At 39.8% G+C, this 22890-nt stretch carries 15 protein-coding genes; 14 read left to right on the plus strand and 1 reads right to left on the minus strand.

Annotated features, from left to right (window positions below):
• Positions 1-405, plus strand: coding sequence for an RloB family protein (locus dnm_RS17445; protein ID WP_207678194.1), 405 nt, complete (start codon positions 1-3; stop codon positions 403-405).
• Between the two features lie 55 nt (positions 406-460).
• Here the strand turns inward: dnm_RS17445 and dnm_RS17450 are convergent, their stop codons facing one another.
• On the minus strand, positions 461-2098 hold the full coding sequence (locus dnm_RS17450; RefSeq protein WP_207678195.1) for a hypothetical protein: 1638 nt from the start codon (positions 2096-2098) through the stop codon (positions 461-463).
• Positions 2099-2866: 768 nt separating this feature from the next.
• Here dnm_RS17450 and dnm_RS17455 point away from each other — a divergent pair.
• The 13 genes from dnm_RS17455 to dnm_RS17515 all read left to right on the plus strand — a co-directional run bounded on the left by dnm_RS17455 (position 2867) and on the right by dnm_RS17515 (position 22853).
• Complete coding sequence (locus dnm_RS17455) at positions 2867-5692, plus strand: DEAD/DEAH box helicase family protein (protein WP_207678196.1); 2826 nt, start codon at positions 2867-2869, stop codon at positions 5690-5692.
• Positions 5693-5891: 199 nt separating this feature from the next.
• Positions 5892-8264: a phosphoadenosine phosphosulfate reductase domain-containing protein gene (locus dnm_RS17460; RefSeq protein ID WP_207678197.1), complete on the plus strand. Its 2373-nt coding sequence runs from the start codon at positions 5892-5894 to the stop codon at positions 8262-8264.
• Positions 8265-8324: 60 nt separating this feature from the next.
• A complete protein-coding gene (locus dnm_RS17465; protein ID WP_207678198.1) occupies positions 8325-11714 on the plus strand; it encodes a DUF6079 family protein in 3390 nt (1129 codons plus the stop codon).
• A 1-nt stretch (position 11715) separates the two neighbouring features.
• Positions 11716-14109 carry a BREX-4 system phosphatase PglZ gene (gene pglZ / locus dnm_RS17470; RefSeq protein ID WP_207678199.1) on the plus strand — a complete coding sequence of 798 codons (2394 nt, stop codon included), beginning with the start codon at positions 11716-11718 and terminating at the stop codon, positions 14107-14109.
• Complete coding sequence (brxL, locus tag dnm_RS17475; RefSeq protein ID WP_207678200.1) at positions 14109-15536, plus strand: BREX system Lon protease-like protein BrxL; 1428 nt, start codon at positions 14109-14111, stop codon at positions 15534-15536. The genes pglZ and brxL overlap by 1 nt, the downstream gene beginning before the upstream one ends.
• 248 nt (positions 15537-15784) lie before the next feature.
• Positions 15785-16294 (plus strand): phosphorothioated DNA-binding restriction endonuclease family protein, encoded by a 510-nt coding sequence (locus tag dnm_RS17480; protein ID WP_207678201.1) that lies wholly within the window; start codon positions 15785-15787, stop codon positions 16292-16294.
• 145 nt (positions 16295-16439) lie between these two features.
• A complete protein-coding gene (locus dnm_RS17485) occupies positions 16440-17594 on the plus strand; it encodes a hypothetical protein (RefSeq protein ID WP_207678202.1) in 1155 nt (384 codons plus the stop codon).
• Positions 17595-17646: 52 nt separating this feature from the next.
• On the plus strand, positions 17647-18411 hold the full coding sequence (locus dnm_RS17490; protein ID WP_207678203.1) for a hypothetical protein: 765 nt from the start codon (positions 17647-17649) through the stop codon (positions 18409-18411).
• Positions 18412-18648: 237 nt separating this feature from the next.
• A complete protein-coding gene (locus dnm_RS17495) occupies positions 18649-18759 on the plus strand; it encodes a ParA family protein (RefSeq protein WP_207678204.1) in 111 nt (36 codons plus the stop codon).
• Positions 18760-19052: 293 nt separating this feature from the next.
• Positions 19053-19337 (plus strand): hypothetical protein, encoded by a 285-nt coding sequence (locus dnm_RS17500; protein ID WP_207678205.1) that lies wholly within the window; start codon positions 19053-19055, stop codon positions 19335-19337.
• An 8-nt stretch (positions 19338-19345) separates the two neighbouring features.
• Positions 19346-19936, plus strand: a complete 591-nt coding sequence (locus tag dnm_RS17505; protein WP_207678206.1) for a hypothetical protein — start codon at positions 19346-19348, stop codon at positions 19934-19936.
• Between the two features lie 161 nt (positions 19937-20097).
• Complete coding sequence (locus dnm_RS17510; protein ID WP_207678207.1) at positions 20098-20445, plus strand: hypothetical protein; 348 nt, start codon at positions 20098-20100, stop codon at positions 20443-20445.
• A 440-nt stretch (positions 20446-20885) separates the two neighbouring features.
• Entirely contained in the window at positions 20886-22853 is a 1968-nt protein-coding gene (locus dnm_RS17515; protein ID WP_207678208.1) for a methyl-accepting chemotaxis protein, read from the plus strand.
• The last annotated feature ends 37 nt before the right edge of the window (positions 22854-22890 follow it).

Consider the following 22890-nt stretch of genomic DNA (forward strand, 5'->3'; position numbering starts at 1 on the left):
ATGCCAAGAGAGAGAAATACAAATCATCGGGAAATTGCAGGACGCGTTGCTGATAAAGACGGCAATTGGCAGCTCTTTGTGATTGCCGCAGAAGGTGACAGAACCGAGCCTAACTATTTTACCGAGTTTGAAGCAGAGTACAAAAAAGAGTTTGATGAAAGGAATTTGCATGTGGAGTTCATAGATAAGGAAAGCTCCGCACATTCTGACCCCAATCATGTTTATGAGACATTAAAGCGGTTTTGTGAGGAACTTGAAAAAGTACGCGACCTCCAGGCATATGATGAATTATGGCTGGTTATTGATACGGATGACTATGAGAACCGGAAAGATGCGATTTTAAGATTGGTAGAAAAATGCAAAGAGAAGCCTCTGTATTATCTTGCTCTGAGCTGGGGCGTCTAAATTCACTCCGATTTCTTGACTGCTTTTTGGACCATCCCTCTGACCTAAAAAAACTTTATCCGCATGCCGCCTCTGAAATCTTAATTTCCGGGAGCGATTCAGCTCGATTTTCCAACTCGGTCAGGGGGCCGGTTATTTTTTTACAATTACTTGAAATATTTATATTTATAATTTTTTTTGCTCGTTTTTCGGACTCCGGAATAAACTCAGAATTTTCTGCTGTTTTATCCGAGAGTATTTCAAGACTGCCAGGGTTTGCCAGGATTTTACGACGTTGTTTGGTTAAAGAAAATAAAGACTCTGAAAATTCTTGTTGCTCTCTGAGACTGATATTCATGACTCTTCGGGCATCTTCTCTGGTCAGTTCACCACACATGGCGGGCATGCGCAGAGCTATGCGATTGGCGTCTTTTATCTCTCCGGTTCCATGTTGCTTTGAAACTGCGAACAGAGACTCTATATTATCAGAAGTTATTGGCATTCCTATATTTTCTAATTTAAGCTCCTTGGCAATTATGATATGTTTGTCTAACCAATTAGTAAAACCTGTACGCACAGATGATCGCGGAGGAATGGCTTCAAGCAGCTTTTTACTTTCTTCATAAGTTTCCAGGTTAAGCCCCTTAGTTTTAAGTATTTTCTGGCATTCTGAAAGAGTACCTGAGTCGCGAAGAAAACATTCTATAAAATTTCTGCACCTCGGAATCTGATCAATGCCTGCTCGCAGCTTTGAAAGGACGGATCCCTTTGGGGCACGACCTCTCGGAGAATGTCTGAGCAACTGAGCCGCCCAATTCACCAGGCGGCGGAGGTTCATAAATCTTGATTTTGTTGAAACCTTCGGAGGTGCAAGACAGGCAAGAACAGTCTGTTTGAATTTTTTTGAAACTTTACCGACCGCAGAGATAAAGATATCAAACATCGGATGATTCTGATATTCATGTTTTAAAAGATTAGCGACAGTGTGTGATATATCGTCAATGCTGACACTGGGAAGGCCTTGTTCCGCCAAAAGCCTGGTAGCTTTGGCAAGGTCTGTTCCTCCGTCTTTGAGATATGCTACCGGCATTCCCCCGATACCGATAACTTTTTTCAAAAAATCAGCTATGGCCTCACCAGTCCAGGATACTGCTACTGAAACAGCAACGCAGTTTACATCTTTAAGAGTAGGAGCGGTTTCATTCAAATCATGATGGTTAGCATTCAATGACAGCAAAGTAAGAATTTTACCTTTTCCTAAGGCAATACTGATATCTATTATATAAACAAAGCCGTTGGAAAACGGATTGCTGTTAATTTCAGCCCCGCGCAGCGGGACGGCATTTCGGAGTCTTGCTACGGATAATCGGGTGACCCAGTTAATAATTGTCTGAACACATGGGACTTTTGTTATTCCCAAGTAATCAGCAAGAACTCTGAGAACTCTCGGTACCGCTCGGAAACTTATATGAGCAACTATAAAAAGCTTCAAACAAATATAGATAAGTTCTTCTTTGTTGTGAACAGGCTGAGTATTTTTCTGACGTTCTTTTTCCAGTTGTTTTCTGGCTTCATCGGCATCTTTCTTGTATTTATCACGCTCTTTTTTAATACGGCGCTTTTCTTTTTCATGATAACGTGCATTCTTGCCACGTTCAATCGCTTTTTTCTTCCAGTTATCTCTGCTTTTTATCAATTTGGACTTTGAACTCATAATAATCCTCGTAATTTTATTAATATTGACATAATAGTATGGTAAATATGTTAAAATAACAATCAAACTATATATTATCAAGATGAATCTATAATTGATTACATGAAGAGGTCCAAATTGTAGTTAAAAAAATTAAGCCAAAAAGGCTGTTTTTAGACGCCCCAGCTCTGAGCAATCCGTGCTTTGAGATATGGGCGATGTTGCATTTTGCTGACTTGGATGATGATGTGAGGAGCTATGGCATAAATCATCAGGGAGCTTGCACGATCAAAAGGTATGTCACGTCGTTTCCCGTCAAAAAAAGACCGAAACAATGTAAGAACTTATGGAATTTGATACATACCTAAATTGAGCGATTCTTTGGCCTGAATATGATTCCCGGCTTGTAGTATAAGGGCTTCGGCGGTTTCCGGGTTTTCACCCATCGGGTGAAAAGTGTAAAATACAAAAAGCCCCGGCTGCCGGACTCTTAGCCAGTTTTTCTGAAAAGAATCGCTCAATTTAGGACATAACTATAAAAGCAGACAGCCTATATATAAAAATATGGTTGAGAATAAAGAGAGTATTAAAAACGCTATTCAGAGGGCAAAGAAACTGAACAATTGTATCCCGTTGGATAAAGACAATATCTGCACAGATGTTTATAAATTGATGGAAAAGCTGATCTGAACAGCGACCGGGTCGCGGTAATGTATCTGAAGCGTCTCGTGGAGTTTCTCATACCCTCAATATCTGCCCCGAGCTGATATTATAAGCGGTACTACATTCATGACCAAAAAAGACAGGAAGAATCTCAGCATAATTTACCGCAAGCTTGTCCGTGACAAAATTCCCGAAATCATCAGGAAACACGGGAAAGGAGCTTCCACAAGAATTCTCGATGCGGAGGAGTTCAAAACCGCAGTCGGAGAGAAAATTCTCGAGGAGGCTTATGAGCTTTACTCCCAATGGAAAAATGACGACAGGCAGGAAATTCTCAAAGAATCCGCCGATGTCCTTGAAATCATGCTCACGGCCCTTGAACTGCATGAGTTTGATCTGAATGACCTGCTTGCAAAAAGGCGGAAAAGAGCGGAGCAAAGAGGCGGGTTCACGGAAAAAATTTTTCTTGAAAATGTGGGCAAAGCATCTTCGGAGAGATACGAATTCCAGGATCATCCGGCCATGATTTTCAGCCCTGCTCAGAAAAACAAGATGGTTTCTCTGATTAAAAGCGAGCTTGCACAAAGCGAAAAAGCATGGATCGCATCGGCGTTTTACTCACCGGGGATAACAAACCTGCTGGTATCCGATTTTATCCGCTTCACAGAGAACGGGGGCGAACTCAGGCTGCTGCTGTTAACCATGGGGAATGCTGTCCGCCCGGAATATTTTACGCATCTTCCGCAATTTGTCCCTGAAATAAATCTCAGGGTGTTTCATCCCCCGGACGTGCCTTTTGACCAGTCCCCGCCTGATTTTCATCTGAAAGCGTATTTGTTCCGTCTGCGGAACGGTTCCGGCTCGTTACTCATCGGATCGTCAAATTTCACAGAAGCTGGCTTCAACCGGAATATTGAATGGAATTACTATTCTCATGGCGAGGTGAATCTGCCTTTTGATAAGCAGTCCCCTTTTGAAACAGCCCTGGCCGAGTTTGAACGGTACTGGGAGAATGAATCTGTCGAGATCACCGAGGCGTTTTTAAATGCTTATGAAACAAGATGGGCAGGGTGGCAGGTTCCAAAACCGGTGCGTCAGGAGATTTTTGAAAGAACAGACACATGGGGCCGCACTGCCCCGGAACCGAATGATGCCCAGAAAGAGGCTTTGGAAAACCTCGGGCAAATGCGGGATCAGGGGATTGACAAGGCTTCTGTGATTGCTGCCACGGGCGTGGGCAAGACGTATCTGGCCGCATTTGATTTTAAGCAGAGCGACTGCAAACGCCTGCTGTTCATTGCTCATCGTGAAAATATTCTGAACAGGGCCATGCAGAGTTTCCGGGAGGTTCTGAATAATGACGATTTCGGGGTAATACTCGGGGGCGGTAATGCGGTTCGGGGAGGGAGTCCGAGTGTGTTTGCCATGGTTCAGACCCTCAGCCGGAAAGCGCATCTTGAGAAATTTTCTCCGCATGAGTTTGATTATGTTGTGGTGGATGAGTTCCATCACAGCGAGGCGGCGAGCTATAAGCGGATTCTCGGATATTTTAAGCCGAAATTTTTCCTGGGGCTGACTGCCACGCCCGAAAGGACGGACGGGAGGGATGTCCTTGGTCTGTGTGATTATAATGTGGCTTATGAGGTGAGGCTGCTGGATGCGGTGAACCGGGGCTGGCTTGTGCCGTTTCAGTATTATGCGGTTTATGACGAGACGGATTATGAACGGATGACGTGGCGGGGAACGCATTATGATGAGGAGGAACTGACACAGGCGCTTGCAAATGACACCCGCACGGCCATTGTGGCGCATAATTTGAAAAAATTCCTGCCGTCATCGGGAAAGATTAAGGCGCTGGCTTTTTGCAGTTCTGTTGTCCATGCCCGATATACTGCAAAAAAACTGACCGGGGATCATGGGGCAGAGGCGGTTGCTCTTGTGGGGGATACGCCTGAACTTGAACGGATCATGGCGATTCAGAAGCTCCGGGATGAGAAAGACCCGCTTGAGGTGATCTGCACTGTGGATATTTTCAATGAGGGGACTGATATTCCTGATCTCACCCATGTTCTGCTTCTCCGGCCCACGCAGTCGTTTACTGTTTTTCTTCAGCAACTGGGCAGGGGGCTGAGGCTTGCTCCTGATAAGGATTATCTGATTGTGATTGATTTTGTGGGGAATTTCCGCAAGGCGCATGTTGCTCCGATGGCGTTGGCGGGCTGCACTTCTGCGGAACAGTTTTTTAAGTCTTACAAAACAAATCACCGGAGAAACATGGGCGATCTGCTTCCCGAAGGCTGTTTTCTGGATGCGGATACCGAGGTTCGGAGGATATGGGATGACGAGATTAAACGCATTATGGGGAGGATGTCGCCGGATGAGCGTCTCAGGGCGCTTTATCTGGATATCAGGGATGATCTCGGAGACAAATCTCCCACGCTTACGGATTTTCTTGCGAATACGCATGGTGCTGATCCTTATGTTTTTATTAAGCATTTCGGGGGCTGGCTGAGGGCGAGGGCAGCGTGCGAGGAGGAACTCCCGGAGGCCGAAGCACGGCTGCTGAACACCCCGGGGGAAGCTTTTCTGAAATATGTTGAGACGGGGCTGAGTCCGAGCAAATCTTATAAAATGGTTGTGCTTCTGACTGTTCTGAATCTTCCGGGGATGAGCTGGAAGTCCGAGGATATCGCAAAGGGATTTCTGGAATATTTCCTTGCTCATAAGGACAGAATTTCTGATTATGATGATCTGGCGAAATTTCCCGAGCCTGAGAATTTTCCGCTTTCAAAGGTGGTCAGCCATATCAGCAGAATGCCGCTTCGCTATCTGAGCAATACGGACAAGGACTGTTTTATCTTTGAGCGTGAGAGGGGGCGGATGACCTCATTCTCTCGTTGGAGCCGGGGAACGAAAAAAATGCTGATTTTTCCAGCAGGGGCTATAAATTAAGTTGTATAAAAAAAAATTGCATTTATATTTTTAATGTGCTATAAATATAATTTTTAATAAATTTTAATTGTGAAAAATCGCTTAGTTGTGTTATCTTCGATTTTTCAATTAACGAGTTTGCACTCTAAACTCAACAAATGAAATCCTTCTTAGACAGAATTATGGTAGGACAGTGGAGTAGAGTAGATTTGGAGCATTAATGTATAAAATTAAGTGGGAGAGTAAAATCAATGGTATTTTACTGGATGACAAAATAAATGATAAAGAAGAAATTGTTCCCCCGAGACCTGTTTTTTATCAAGAAATGGATATGTTAGGTTTTGATACTTATTGGGAATATCCTAAATCAAAGAAGCCTTTGTTGTGGGCTATCGGGAGGCGATATTATCATAAAGGCAAGTTTTTAGCAGAAGCAAAAGGAGGGAATATTTACGAACACCCTGAACTTATTGTTAAATATAAAGGCAAATTAAAAAAACTGAAGCCGATAAATATAAAATCATTAATAAAGAAAAATAAAGAAGCCATTGCCACGCTTGAAAACGAGGCAATGGATTTTGTGCAGCATGCCCATAAAAAACATAAGGACAAGGTAGATTATTTTTCGGTTTCATTCAGCGGAGGTAAAGATTCCCAAGTGGTTTTAGATATTGTCAGTCGGGTCTTAGCTCCTGATGAATATATGGTTATTTTCACTGATACTGGAATGGAAATCCCTTTTACCCATGAATCTGTAAAAAAAACAAAGGAAAAGTATCAAAAATTATATCCCGAATTAAAATTCCATACGGCAAAACCACCAAAAGATACCCTTGTATTTTGGGATAAATTCGGGCCGCCAAGCAGGTTTCAGAGATGGTGTTGTTCTGTGTGTAAAACTGCCCCTTTTGCAAATTTAATACGAAAAATTCATGATGAAGAGGAAAAAAACGGGCAACCGAATATTTTAGTATTTGAGGGGGTCAGAGCGGAAGAAAGTGATAGAAGAAGTGAATATCTTAGGGAGGCAAAAAGTGTAAAACATATCAGTATAACCAACGATAGGCCTCTTTTATATTGGAATACCACGGAAATTTATCTTTATTTACTATATCGGAATATTGAGTTAAATGAGGGGTATCTGCATGGTTTACAAAGAGTGGGTTGTTCCATTTGTCCGTTTGCTTCAGAGTGGTCAGAGTATATAATAAATTTTCTTTTTCCAGAATTAACTGATGAATATATCAGTAAGATCAAATCTACATTGAAATATGCAGGTTTGAAATCTCCGAATAAAATAAAGCATTATATTTCAAAAGGACAGTGGAAAAAAAGGGCCGGAGGAAAAAATATTAATGCCGGGGGTACAAGTTTGGATTTTGTGCAAGATAATCAGAATCTGAAAGCCATTTTAAAAAAACCGAGAGAAGACTTTTTTGAATGGTTAAACGTAGTCGGAGAAATTTTACACAAAAAAGATAAAAATAATAAAACGATTGGAGAGGTTAGGATAGGGAAAACTTTTATTACTTATGAAGTCAGTGATGATAAAAACAACAGGGTTGTTAAAATAAAAGGAATAGGGGATGATATCGTTTTACAAACCAGACTGAAAAAAGTTTTGTATAAATCAGCCTATTGTGTTCATTGCGGTGTCTGTGCTGTTGAGTGTCCGACAAAAGCACTAAAAGTTGTTCCGACTGTCAGAATTGATAAAAATCTATGCAGACATTGTTCAAATTGTCTTGACTTTACATATAAAGGTTGTTTAGTTGCAAAATCAATAAATGAGTCAACAGGAGACGGACATATGAAAAAGAAGAGTTCCGGGATTGACAGGTATTCAACTTTTGGGATGAGAAAAGAGTGGTTGGAAGATTTTTTAAACAATCCCGATGGCTGGCTTGATAAGAATAGTCTTGGCCCTAAACAAAAGCCAGCAATGAGATGGTGGTTAAAAGAGTCAGAATTGCTTGATTCAGCAACGAATAATCCAACGGAATTATGTACAATTTTAAATAATTTCAAATCTCACACTTATAACCTGATATGGGAAATTGTCTGGGTAAATTTAGGTTACGGTTCTTTAATTGTAAAATGGTATGTCAACAATGTAAGTTTTGGAAACTATACCAAAGAAGAATTATTGTTAATGTTAATGAATGATTTGCCCGGTTATGCCGAAGGTACATTAAAGAATCCCAGAGATGCTTTGGTGAATATGCTTGATAAGAGTCCTCTGGGTAATGAACTACGGTTAGGAGTTTTAACCAAAAAGGGAAACGCTGTAAAGCTGATTAAAAAAATAGGGACTGATCAAGTAACTCCGATAGCTGTTGCTTATTCTCTGTATAAATTTGCAGAAGATAAAAAGCGGTATGACCTCACTGTTTCTGAATTTTATAAGGAGCATTGTGACAGAGGCCCTTATAGGCTTTTTGGTCTTTCCAGAGGGAAATTTGAAGATATTTTAAGATACCTCCAGGAGAATAAAAACCAGGTGGTACGAGTTGATTTAGCTGCTGACCTGGATAACATTTTCCTGAGAGAGGATTTAAAGGCCGTGGACATCTTAAAGTTATTAACCTCTTAACCATATTGAGAAAGAAACCATTCATTCTTTTACCCTTAAAAGACTGCTCAAGAGGATGTTGTGAATAAATATAATGAAATTATAGGATTATACGACTATTTTCAACCAACGTATGACCTGACGAATGAAGTTGCTGATTACTGGAAACAGTTTGTTCCGAATGACAAATTTTTTAGTATCCTCCGCGGTGTTTTGAACTCATTGGAATCACAGCAGGCAAATGAGAAAAAATCGCTTTGGCTACAAGGAACTTATGGAACAGGTAAAAGCCATGCCACCGCTGTTGTAAAACATCTTCTGTTTGATGAAGCAGATGGACTGGAAGAATTTACTGAAAAGTTTGAAGACCCACAATTGAAATCCAGGATACTGGGGTTCCGAGATAAATTCCGAGTCTTTCCGGTAGTGATCAAAGGATTGTCGAATGTTACGGACAATCGGACTTTTGCGCTGGTCATCGAAAGAGCTGTCAAAGATGCCTTAAAGAAGAGTCAGATTCAAATTTCCACCAAAAGTGATTTTGAAAAAATGGTTTATCAGATTGAGACAAATCCGGGACATATCAACTGGGAAACCGTCATTCAGCAATATCCGCAAATCAATATGTATGTAAAAAATAAGAAAGCGTTGCTCAAAAAGCTGAAAGATGGTGATCTGGATACGCTCAGAAATTTAGAAGAGGTCTCTTCTGAAATCGGAATTCATTTTTCTAACGGTAAAATAGACGAATGGTTAACGGAGGTTACAGATGAATTAAGGTCTCAGAATAAAGCAAATGGTCTGATGATCTATTGGGATGAATTTACCTCTGTTCTTCAGCGATCCAACAGCGGAATGTTGCTGACCGAACTGCAACATATTGCGGAGCTTTCTGTTAATAAAGGGATTTATCTCTTTATTGTAAGCCATAAAACTTTGCAACAAACGGAGATGAATGTTACAAAAGACGATATGGAAAAAGCTTTGGGAAGATTTCAGCTACTTGATTATTCAATGGAACCCATTACCACCTATCATATTGTCGGAGCAGCAATTAAGAAGAAAGATGAGGAAATATGGAGATCTTTAAGAGACGAAAATACAGCAGTATTGGATAATATGATCCGAAGAATCGTCGGAACCGAGGGCGGTGTCAGGAATTATAACCGTCTTAAAGACCTTTTCCCCATTCATCCTTACACTGCTTATCTTTCCACCTTTATTGTGAGAAATATCGGATCAACTGAGCGAAGTATTTTTAATTTTCTATATGATGAAGATAGGGGGTTTAAAAAATTCATCAATGAAAATCCGGTAAATAACCATGTGACGCTTCTTACAGCAGATTATCTTTGGGATTTCTTTATGAACGAATTTGAAAGAGTTGATTACCAAAGATTTTCAACAGTTCTGGATAAATATAACTTATACATAAAGAGTATCGAAAAAGAAAATCACGCTTACGGTGTCATCTTCAGAGGTGTTCTTTTGCTAAATGTGCTGTATAAGACGGTTAATGTGGCTGAAACCAAAGAAACTTTTCTGGTTGCTCCCAGCATAGATAACATTAGAGCCATGTTTTCAGGTACTGAATATGAGAGTGAGACAGATGCGGCGTTGGAATTTTTTGATGCAGAGAAAAAAATTTCCAAAGATCCGGATAATCTTTTTCTGGTCATGTCATCAGTTCTTCCGTCTATAGAGGTTAAGAAAGTAAAAACAGAATTAAAAAGCCAATACAATCAGATTGATAAAATTTTAGGAGATCATACAGAAGAAATCAAAATCGCATTTACGAGTGCTATCCTCCGGGAAACCGAGATGAACATTTTTGATGCTTCTTTGAATCAGCACCTGCTAAGAAGTAAGCTAAACAAGGCTTTCAAATTTGCTTATTCTCTTCACATTGTTTTGTTAATTGCTCAAAATATTCAGGAGCGAGAACAAATCAAGGAAACAGTTCTGAACATATCGCAGGATGGTGAGACTGACAATGTTATTTTTATCATTCTTGACGATCTGTTTGACGAAAAGGTTCTTGATAAATTTATCGAATATAATGCGCGTGCTGTTGTCGCAGAACGGCGTAATTATAGAGAAGAGCAAGTTTCAAGCCATGATTATGCCAATAAGACATTGGAACAATGGGTTAATGGAATTAAATCAGGGTATGCGGATTGGTATTTGGGCAGGGATAAAGGAAAAACCCTAATCAGCGATTTCAGCACAATCGTCAATGACAATTTATCCGCGACAATATTTTATTCAGGGTTAGAAACACTTGCGGAAACAAAGAAGAATAAAAATGTTTGGGATAAAAAATCTTCCAAAGCTTCTGTTGAGCGCTTTCTTTTTGCCAATAACAGAGATGCTATGGAAAGCAATACTTCCTCTGCACCATACAAATTTACAAGAGAAGTTATAAAAAGCAATGAGGAGTACATTGTTGATAATCAACTTCAATTTAATAGAGAAGCTGATACGACTCATCCTCTTGTAGGGATGAACCGTGAAATTGAGGAAGCAATCAAGCAGAAAAATAACTCCAGTGTGTTCAATCTTGGCGAATCTTTGAAATTTTTAACCAGACCGCCTTTTGGTTTATATCCTAATATGCTTTGTATGGCGACATTAGGTTTTTTAATGAGAAATTATGTGGGCAAGTTGTATGAGTCTGGAAAGGGAAAGCCTATTGAAAAAGAGGTCATGCGGGATAAAATTCTCAGCATGTTCAAGTATTGGGAAAACGGAAAAGACTCAAACAAATTGAAGGTAAGATTAGGGACAAAAGAAGAAGAAATACTTATCAAAGAGTTAGCATTTGTTTTCAGCTTGGAAAATATCGAAAGTCTGAACGACGCAAAATGGGGAATCAGAAACTGGATAAAGGAATCGAAGTTTCCTTTATGGGTCTTTAAATTATCTGAAAATTCAAATGATGAAATTACTCTGGCGATTGACAAGATTACCGGTCTGATTGAGTCACTGGATGAGGAATTTACAGATTCAGATGTAAAGAGCTTGCTGAATATCATTAAACTTGTAGAAATTGATTTGAAACGACTTATTAAAAAAGAAAGAGCTAGAGAACTCTTTGTTTCTTGGCTGCAACGTATTGATAATATTGAAATAGAAAGAGAAGATATTGATAGTGTTATTAAATATATTCGGCAACATATGTCGGAAGAGCCCGGAGTTCATTCATGGAAAGAGGATAATGTCAGAGAAAAGGCAAAAGACTGGTTTTTGGAAAAATCAAGACCTTTGACACCCCCGCCTCCGCCGCCGCTGCCTCCTTATCCACCTGGAGGTGAAGGTAAGCTACCACTTGGTGAAGTGGGGGAGAGGAAAACTAAGGAAACGATGATCAACAAAATAGAAAAATTTGCAGGTGATTGGAAAGAAGTTCTGAGAAAAATAATTGACAAGCATCCTGAATTTATTGATATTTTAGACAGATATATGAAATAACATGATCAAAAATTTCAAATTCATAGAAGAATTATATAGTGAAATTGATAGTGAGAAAAAAGACAAATCTCCCGCCGTTCAAAGATATCCTATCAGATTGATTTTTTTAAATAGTTTTAATTCATTAAATCTGATAACAGACTATTTCTCTAAACAAGCTGTTGATGTCTTGGAATTAAATAAACTGCTCCCGCATAATGACGGGTGGCTTACGTCAGATGATATTATTAACAGCATAAAACTTCTGGAAGATGATACTGTTATTGTGCCTTTTTCCGAAATATTACGGTTTAAAAACACAGCAGAATTTAATACGATCCTAACTGGTTTATTTGAAATAGAAAACAGCGATACAAATCATTCAAAAAAGATAAAGAGAATTTATATTCCCCTGGTAGGTATGAAGGAAAGGTTTGAAAGAGATTTTTGGAAAACCTTTCACCGCAGGGGTAACTGGGCTCCAATTTGGTATTTAGAGGAACCTTTCAATAAAAAAATTAAGATTTATCAGATTTCTTTTGAAGCAGATTTATTATGTAATTTCAAAACGATAAACAATACATTGGGCTGGCTGGATTTATGGAAACAAAATGATCTTGAGGTTGTCATCTGTAAGTCAGGAACTTTGAGATATCTATACAAAGACTTTCTTCCCGACATGATGTTCTTCCCGGAGGAAATAAGCACTCCTGAAGATTACTTGGAAAAAATTATTGGTCTGAAAATACCAATTGAATATAAAAAATCAGACTCACCTTTTTGGGAAAGCCTGATAAATGAGATAAGCAGAAAAAATGATAATCCCTTGTCTTTGACTTTTGAAAACTTTATTCATCAGCACTTTAATGTAAACGACTTCGGGGCAACTTCCAAAAGCGACCTCCTGATGTACAGGTTTCAACACAGAGACAAATACAGCCGATGGCTTTTAAAACAATGGTTCATCAATCAGGATGATTTAAAAGACAGTTATCTTTTCAATATAATGTCCGACCTGAAACTTTACTCAGACGATGAATTCATAGAAAAAATCTGGCTAAAAATATTCGATGTCTCCATACCTGTTCCGAAAGATATTTTAAGTGAAAGAAAGTCCTATCTGAATATAATCCATAAAGACTACAAAATTTCTTTTCATCAAATCGAAGGCAAACTCCGAGATAAACTTAATCAGCTATCTGATAATTCCATAGAAATTCAGGCAGATTATTTGACCAATATCACATTTGTCGAAAGAAAATATCTGATTGAATCCTTCAAAAATAGTGCTGAAGCAGATCGAAGTAAATACAGAGAAGCTATCAGAACGATCTATCCCGAACTTTTTTATTATTTAAGATGGGAGAATGTCACACTAAATAGCGAAGTCTCAGACAACCGGATAAAAGAATATTTTCAGGAATACAATCTTTCAAAGGTATTGGATCAGAAATCTGATAAGCTGACAAATATTCTTAATGAAATAAACAAAAATGCGGAAACTTTTTATAAGTGGTATTATGAAGTAGAAAATTACCCTGAATTTAAAGATGGTTACATCGTTTGGATTGACGGCTTGGGTGCGGAGTGGCTTGCTCTCACTGAATATTTGATAAATACCTATGGCAGAAAAAGAAATAAAATTGTAAAAAAGAGGTGCATAAAAAAAGTAAATTTGCCAAGCATAACAGAATGTAACTATTTTGATAATGCGGTTCGTATTTTAGAATTAGACAAATATATTCATAACGAGAATCCATATAAGCATCCTGATGATTTGATAAAACAGATTGAATTAATAGAGAATATCGTCAGAAAAGAGATTATTGAGACGCATCACGATAAAATTATCGTTGTTTCCGATCACGGCTTTACATTTCTTGCTCAAAAAAAGTTTGGAAATCATAAAAAATATGACTTCTCCGAATCTAATCATGAAGGAAGATGTATGTGGACGGAGGAGAATTATCAAAACGAGTCGGAATTTATACTGCATAAAATTGACAGCGGAAAATGTAAAGAAAAAAAAGCGTTAATTGCTTTAAAACATACATCATTACATAATACACCCTATCGGGAGGTACACGGCGGAGCTACACCTGAAGAAGTTCTGGTTCCCTGTTTTGTTATTTCAAAAATTGACGACAGTATTATATATGAAATAAAATTATTGACTAAAGAACTTTCCACGAAAAATCCGATTATGGATATTTTAATAAAACCGCAGCCTTCCACTCCGCCTGTTTTAACTTTTAAAGGCAGCTTTATAAAATTAAAACAGAAAGACGAAAAATGGCGGGCATCGTTAAAGGGCTTTAAACCTGGAAATTACCAATTTAAACTAAATGTTCAGGAACAAAAATTTGAGATGGAAGTAAGTATAGAAGGTGGTATGAAAGAGAAGGAACTGTTTTGATGAATCCCTTAGATGAAAAAATTAGAAATTCGTTTCCAGACGAATCTGTATATAAAATTCCAAAGCGATATAGTGTCTTTTCCGGTAAAAGCTTACCTTCTTTCATCAAAGATTGGCTGATTCGTAAGTTTACCGACGAAGACGGCGAACTGGATTCATACGGATTGTTAAGATTTTTGGAAGAACATATACCGCATAAGAACAGTGACATAAAAAACAGGATAAGGACCCATGGAGAACAAGTTACCATACTGACAAGGTTTATCGTAGAAACAGATATACAAAAAAATGTACTCAGGTTTTCAATTCCTGATCTTGGAATAAAAACAAATGAGGGCAAGATACCGGATCGTTTGGCAAAAAAATATAATGAACTCAGAGACGGTGAAATGTGGGGTGTCATTTCATTAATCTATATCCCGCCGGAAGGTAAAGAAAAGGGGTGTATTGAACTTACGGACTTTAAGCCTTTCAAGCCTTATGAAGTTGACATTGAATATTTTAAAAATGCAAGAAAAGAGTTTTCCCTTGAAGAATGGATTGATGTATTAATACGCTCAATGGAGTACAATCCGGAAGGTTTTGCAAATCTGACCCAAAAAATTTTATTTATCAGCCGCTTATTGATTTTTGTCGAGCCGAATCTGAATATCATTGAGCTTGCCCCCAAAGGAACTGGAAAGTCTTATATCTTTGGGAATATAAGCAAATACGGCTGGCTGATTAGTGGCGGAACAGTAACAAGAGCGAAACTCCTTTATGATATTTCCAAAAATTCAATGGGAATCATCACCCATTATGATTTTGTTTCCATGGATGAGATTGAAACCATTAAGTTTGCTGATGAGAACGAATTACAGGGAGCCTTAAAAAATTATTTGGAATCCGGAGTTTTCACAGTGGCAAAAGTGAGAGGGACATCTTCTGCCGGTTTAATGTTGCTGGGAAATATTCCGTTATCAAGTGCCAATCAGCCCATCCATAATAAATACTTTTCAGGTCTGCCGCTTTTCTTCCGATCTTCCGCTTTAATGGACAGATTTCATGGTTTTATAGAAGGATGGAAATTACAGCGGGTTAATGAAAATCTTAAAGTCAGAGGCTATACGCTAAATGTCGAATACTTCTCTGAGATATTACATATGTTGAGAGAAATTCCGAATTATTCGTACATTATCGGAGAATTGTTAAATATTCCCACAAATGCGGATACAAGAGACACAACTGCTATCAAAAAACTCTCATCAGCTTATTTAAAAATATTTTTTCCGCATGTAGAAAAACCGGAAGACATAAGCAAACATGATTTTAATGATTTCTGCCTTAAACCGGCCCTTGAAAAACGAGCGATTATCAGAAAGCAACTCGCCCTTATTGACAGTGAATTTCATGAGGATTTACCCGATATCAACGTCAGAGATCGTTGATTCGGCTTTAGCAATTCAGAGAACAACAGAATCAAAAAGCGGAAAACAGATAAGTTCATTTCGCTTATAGGCTTTATCGGAAATTAACAATATCCCGGAAATCTCCCTCTGAGGGGAGTCAGGAGGATGTTTTCCGAAGAGCCGGAGCATGAAATTTCATAAAAAAGCCCCTCTGCTGCCCATCCCATAAGAAAATTTTTTCCGTAAGTTTTAATTTCCAATAAATTTTATATAACAGGTTGTCATTCATGGATAAAAATATTGTAAAGGAAAAATTCAGCAAAATTACTCTGTGGAAAAGGAGCGGAGAAAGGGCTCCGCATAAGCCATTATTGATTCTTTATGCACTTGGTCGCCTGCTTTGGGATAAAGAACGATTAATTCCGTATGAAGATATAGATAACGAGGTTGTTAAATTACTAAGAGATTTCGGACCTGATCGGGCATCATACCGCCCGGAGTATCCTTTTTGGCGATTGCAGAAAGATCAGATTTGGGAAGTGGTAAATGCGGAGAATATTGAATTGACAAAAAGCGGTGATCCGAAGAAAAGCGATCTTATCGGTAGTCATGTAAAAGGCGGCTTTTCAGAAGTCATTTTTCAAGAGTTACAAAAAGACTATCAGCTTTTTCAAGATATTATTCAGGAGCTTTTATATGCAAATTTTTCTGAAACTGTTCATGAAAATATTTTGCAATCTGTAGGAATTGATATTGATCAACCATTTGTTAATGATAAAAAAACAGAAACCATATAAAAGATTACCATATCAATATATTTTACAGTGAGGAGGAACATGACCGCCTCGTTTACGGAAGCATTCCCGAAGCATCGGATACCGAACTGTTCGGACAGCATGGGAATGGGAAGAACAGGAAAAAAATTTAACAGAGGGAGGTGCCATGTACGAATCCGAAAAAGAATACAACGTCGGATATGATCGTTTCAAACTGAAAGATAATCCGTTTCGGCCGGCATTGCCGCTCAGTCCTGAAGACATCATCTGGCTCGGAACGGACAGACTGAAAACTCAGATTGAAAAAAGAATTATGCTCGCAATGCGAACCTCGTCTTCCCGGGTGATACTCAATTGGGGAGATTATGGCAACGGAAAAACATATACGGCCGCTTATTATTCCAGAACCCGGCGGCTGAAGGAATTATCTGACAAACTTTCAGTCTCTCCTGCCAAAAGCATAAAAGTCTGTCTGCCGAGAACATCCAAAAACATTGTTCAGGCCTTCTGGAGAGCTTTGTTAGGCCAAATCCGGTTTGATGATATTATATCGGGTTTTAAGCAGCTTAAAAAAATATTCAAAGATGATTTTGACAAGATTGTTGCCGCAAATTCAGATGACAATCTGATTGGGCAGCTTTTTATCACAGTGGCGAATGAGAGTGAGTCCCAAAAAACAGATGACATAAAAAATTATTTTTACAGCGACAAAACAGAGACAATGCTCAAACAATCTGATGTGCCCCCGGGCATATCAGATGACGAACAGGTGGTCAACCTGATCAGTACAATCTTTAATTGCCTGACCTATAAAAAGAAAATTTATTCGGCAATACTGCTTTGGATTGATGAATTTGAAAACATTGACACGGTCAGAAAATCAGATGCTGACCGGTTTGCCGCTTTTTTAAAACAACTCACTGACAAGTCTCCGAACAACTTAAATATCTTCCTGAATTTCACACCGAAAAAATTCTTAGCTCTGGAAGATTTATCTGTTTATTTAGGCGAAGCTCTGCTGAACAGAGCAAAATTGAAAATCCGTTTTGATGCCCCCTCTGCTGATGAGGCAGCAGATTATCTCAGGGCATTGTTAAATCATCCCAGTTACCGAACAGAGGAGAAGCCTGAAAATAAATTCTGTCCTTTTTCAGAGGAGCTTGTAACATACATTTTACAACATATCGGCAGACTTTCCATAAGAAAAATAAATGAGGTTTTTTCAATTATTTTGGAAATGGCGCTGATCGAAGAGACAAAAGAGATAACCATTGATTTTGTCGAAACCATAAAAGAAGAAATTATTTCATGGGAAGATTAAATTGATAGCCGTGATTGATGCCTGTACAATTTTGAACTTGCTGCAAATATTTTTGGATGAAAAGTATATTGGTTATCTTGAGTCCGTGTTTCAAAACGTCTTTATCTCACCAAAGGTTTTTGATGAAATAAATGAAAACAAGTATAAAAATTTATCGGATGAAAATGCCATATCAGATATTGATACGATAATATACAGTAAAATCCACAAGTTTGTAACAAATGAGGATACTGAGGAATGTTGTGAAATAGTAAAAAATGCCACAGGTTATTTTAAAAAAAACGGAGAATTCTATTCTGTCGCATTGGCCCTCTGTTTAAGTCGTATGGAAGGAAACGATTTTAATGAAAAAATTCTCAAGGTTCATTTTGTTACTGACGATGACGGCGCAAAAGAGGATTTTTCATATTTTTTCAAAATCAGTCAGATCGGACAGATTCTTGATTCCATTGATATTGTTACTCTTTTTTATTTAAAGGGACATATTGCAAAAAAAGAGCTTTCTGATTTTTGTATCTCCTTAAAATCACTTTATAACAGAAAGATGGCAATTCTGGTCAGAGAGACTGAGCGAATTCGGGGCAGGCAGGAGGAAAGCATACTTCGGCATTTCCTGTCCGAAATTTTGGAACTGCTTAACACAGGTGAAACTGAAGAATTGAAAAAGATAAAAACGCATCGGAATTTTACAAGGGTTAAGCGAAAAGAGAAGAAATTTAACAAATTGTTTGAAGAATTTCTGAAATCTGATATCGGGCAGAAAATTGAACAGATTGAGAAACGACGGAAAAATATTGAGTATATTTGGAAAATATGACTGATCTCAGCCCCGATCTGAAACACCGCTCCGCTTTCGGAGAGACACCGGAAGAGGCTCTGAAAGAAATGCCGAGGGCAAAGGCGGCCTGGCCTGAAGCTGCAATCTCAGAAAGCAGGCCGGTTCCCAGACCCTGTTTTCGCCCAGCAATTTATCAGGCAGCTTAAATCTGAAAAAAAGGACAGTTCACTCAGATCCTTTTTCCCTTATGACGGGGCCGGAACCAGGAGAAAACTTATGTATGTTATTTCTGTTATAAATTACAAAGGCGGAGTTGGAAAAACGACAACAACTGCCAATCTTTCAGCAGAATTGAGAAGAAATCCGGCCTTTTCCGGTACTCAGTGATCAGGTTTTTTGTCGGACAGGCTCGTCTTCCTGGCATTGCAGGAAGGGGTGAGAACGCGTCCTGACTGACTTACAGATCGAATAAAGTAACAGTGGATTCCTGCTTTCGCAGGCTTCGGCGTGAGTTCAGACTTCGGCGAACTCAGTCGAGTCGTCGAACGGAATGACATATAAGAAACGGGTAAGTACCCTGCCATAAGTTTTCCAGGATTTTCTATATATAAGCAAAATACCGGAAAACTTATGGCAGGGTACTTAATAATCTGTTTTTATAAACAAGTCGGAAACACCGTATGGAAACCTCAGCCAGCGAATCGGCAATCTTAAAAAAGCGTGACAAATTCTTCAAAGGATTTGAAAGAAGGAGACCTTTTGAGCATGATGTCCGTAAAATCGGAATATTCACGCAGTTTTCCGTATCTGTCCCGGGCAACAGTCCCGGTTCTCATACCCGATGGGTCAAAGTGGTGAATCATATGGGAAAGACGGTCAGAATGTATCACGACACTTATGACAAAACAGGCCGTTTTATCCATCGCGGTGTCAAAGTCCCGCGTCCCGAAAGACATGTCATATAGGTGAAATTATGAAATATAACATATCAGAATCAGTGATGATCAGCAAAATTCACAAAGCGGCTGAGAGCGATGCCGGCTTTGAAACGCTGAGAGAGTTCATATTTGATTATTATTACGCTGAAGACGACTATGTTTTTGAATTCGGCGGAGCCGAGGAAATATTTGACGTGCTGTCCGTATATCTGGAATCCGAGGAGGCATATGGTGATCCCCTGAGAAAAACCCGGATGAGACGGCTGCATCGGGCGATTCGGAACCGGCATCGGACAGTAGAGGATATGACGGCAGCGTTAAAATATGACCGGATCGCAAATCTGCTGGACAAATTCGAAGCCGGAGTCATTTCCCGGGCAGTCTTTCTTTCTCAGCTTCGCAGCCTGTCTCCGCTCACTTCCGACGCTGAGAAACTTGTCGGGGCATACAGGCTCCTGTCCGAAACAGAGGAAATAAACACCAGCTCCTCCGACACGGAAATCCCCATCCGCTTTCCCCGTGAGATCGCCGAGAAGATTCGGAAACTGCCGGACATGGACGCATTTGTCAGCGCCGTCGTGAGGGAGGCTCTCGAAAACCGCTCCCAAGGAACACATCTCCGGTGAAATATTCAGACATGATTCGGAATAAGCTGAGATGAGATGACTCTTTTGTATTATGATCGGACCACAGAAAAGAAATCAGACAGTTATCAGAAAGATGCCTTATACCGACCGCACAACAAAAAATTCAAATAAAATCAAAATTTAATCTGAGGAGTGAGAAAATGAATGAGACCGTTATTCTTGAACTCCCGGAAGCAGTCACCGGTCAGGCCGGAGCCGTGGCTGCCATGACCCGGCAGCAGTTTGAAGAAGTGCTGACAGAACGGACTGAACGCTCTGCCACGGAGCTTCCCGCGGAATTATTATCCGATGAGCAGATACTTGCCCGGTGTGATATGCAAATGCCATCCGAACAGCAGCAGGTTCTCAGCGATCTCCTGGCCCGCAGCCGGGAGGGAGAACTAAGTGAGACAGAGACCCGGGAACCGGACAGGCTGACGCAGATCTGTCCGCGGGGACTGGTGTACACAAGGCCCGGGCCTGGAAGATGGCGGTGGAGCGTGGCCTGAAACTTGCAGCATTCATTATGCCGGGCCGACAACGCCCCGTAAAGGCGGGCATATTTGCGGCAAACCTGCTGTTGCAAATATGCCGCCCTTACGGGGCCTGGCAGGGGGGCTGCAAACCTGCTGCCACAAACCTGCCGCACTTACAAGGCTTGGTCGGCTCTCCCCTAAATCCGTTATCACCAGCTTTTTCTAACAAATTTTTCATATTAACTTAATAAAAAGCTAACATTTAATTGTCAAAGATGTTTGCAAATGAAAGAGAGTATCATAAATTTTTACGACTTGGTATCAGCAGATCGTAAAAATTCGTAATGTTGCGTTCAGGCGGTTTGTCATATAAGCACAACTGTCTGTTTTTTTTAAGACCGCATGAATCCGAAACAACGAACAGGCCCTGAGCCGCATACAACACAAAGAAAAGTATCATAAGGATAGTTAATATGTTGAAGGAAAATAAGCTGGTTATCAAATTTCTGACCATGGTGAGCATCACTTTGATTATGGTGATATTTCTGTTCCTATCCTCGGACTCCGGATTTCGGAAAATAACAAAAATCAATGAGGGAGTCCGGGTTCTCAATGATGTGAATCAGCATCTCTCAGAAGCCATCATACAGGAAAAAGTTTACCTTAACGATCATAATGAAACATTTCTTAAAAAAGTTTTGAAATCTGTGCAGGAGGCCGCGCACAAGGCTGATACGCTGGCAGGGTATTCTTTTCTGAATTCCTCTGAAATTCAAACATTAAAAAACCTTCTGAAAAACTACGAAAATTCAACTGGCAGATTATCCCAGGAAATAGCGACTCTCGTCTTATCAGACATCCGGCTTATTCAGGTGATAGCTCACTTTAACCTGGAATCTGATAAGATTATTACCCAGATTAATGCCTATGAATGTGCGTGTCAGCTTGAGAACAAAAGACCTGATCTCCATCTGTTATCACTTCGTGATGTGTCAAGAGATTCGGTTATTGCTGTCACACAGATTTTCTCGATACTGAAAGACCAGCTTTTTGACAAGGAGAACGCCAATGCGTTTACAGAGAAGAGCGGCGCGGCATTAAAAAAATTTAAAGATCTGGCGCAAAAAGCAGCTCTCATTGGAAATTACATTGAATTTGTTACATCCGAAAAAATATATTCTGAATACATAGGCCTTATAGCGAAAGATTTCAATTATCTGACCCGGGTATCGGCTGAAATTTACCGATTATGGGAAAAAAAATGTGGCTTACAGAAGGAATTGGATGTGATCCGCCAGAAAATGGTGAATACAAAAGAAAAGATACTCATGTCAGCGGCTCAGGAGATTGAGTCGCTGACGTATCATGTGATTCATGGGAACCTTATCGCTTTTGCGGCAATATCCGTAAGCCTGATTATCGGGAACCTGCTTATCGGTCGCTCTGTTATCAGACCAATTAACCACATCATCAGACCACTGCGCAGGGGTGCGGATCATGTGGCATCTGCCTCCGAATCCATGTCATCTGCCAGTCAGTCTCTGGCTGCCGGATCCTTCAAACAGGCATCATCTCTGGAGCAAACGTCCGCATCCCTTGAAGAGATTGACCTGGTCAGCAGGCTGAATGTCGAGAATGCCTTCCGCGCAAACCAGCTTATGATGGAAACGGAAACAGTGGCAGACCAGGCAAAGGATTCCATGACCGTGCTGAACACCTCCATGGAAGAAATTTTCACATCAGCTATGGATACCCGGAAAATCATCGGAACAATTGAGGGAATTGCCTTTCAGACCAAGCTGCTTGCGTTGAATGCCGCGATAGAAGCTGCACACGCCGGGGAAAACAGCGCAGGATTTGCAGTGGTCGCAGATGAGATACGGAAATTGGCAGCTCAGACTGATGACGCTGCAAAACAGACCACGGTTCTGATCAAAAATACCCTGAAAAAAATTGAAAACGGTTCGGAATTATTGGACAAAGCTGATAAATGCGTGTCAAAGGCTGAGGAAAGTGCAAAAAAAGCCGGAAATCTGGTTCGGGAGATTACTTCAGCCTCAGAGAGACAATTTAAAATGATCGAACAGATCAGCATCGCTGTGGTGGAACTGGATGGTGTTGCTCAGGAGACAGCTGCGAATTCTCAGCAATCCGCTGCCATTTCAGAAGATATGAATGCCCAGGCTGAACATATGCGAAAATTTGTCAATGAGCTTGTTCATGTGGTGGGCGGTGCCGGGAATCTGACTTCTCATAAAAAAAGTAACAGATTCAAAATGCTTTCCTGCTATCTGCCATTTAAAGCCGGGAAAGAGATGAAAGATACCCGGGCAGATGTTCCGAAGGCATCTGTCTCACGCATTGATTATAAATCTGCCATAAGATATAATTCCTTATCTCTAAAACCTTCTGAACTTTCTGAGAGATACCTTGAAATTTGAATCTCGAATTCAAATTTCAAGTTTCAAATTTCAAATT

The sequence above is a fragment of the Desulfonema magnum genome, from assembly GCF_017377395.1.
GTDB lineage: Bacteria > Desulfobacterota > Desulfobacteria > Desulfobacterales > 4be13 > Desulfonema_C > Desulfonema_C magnum.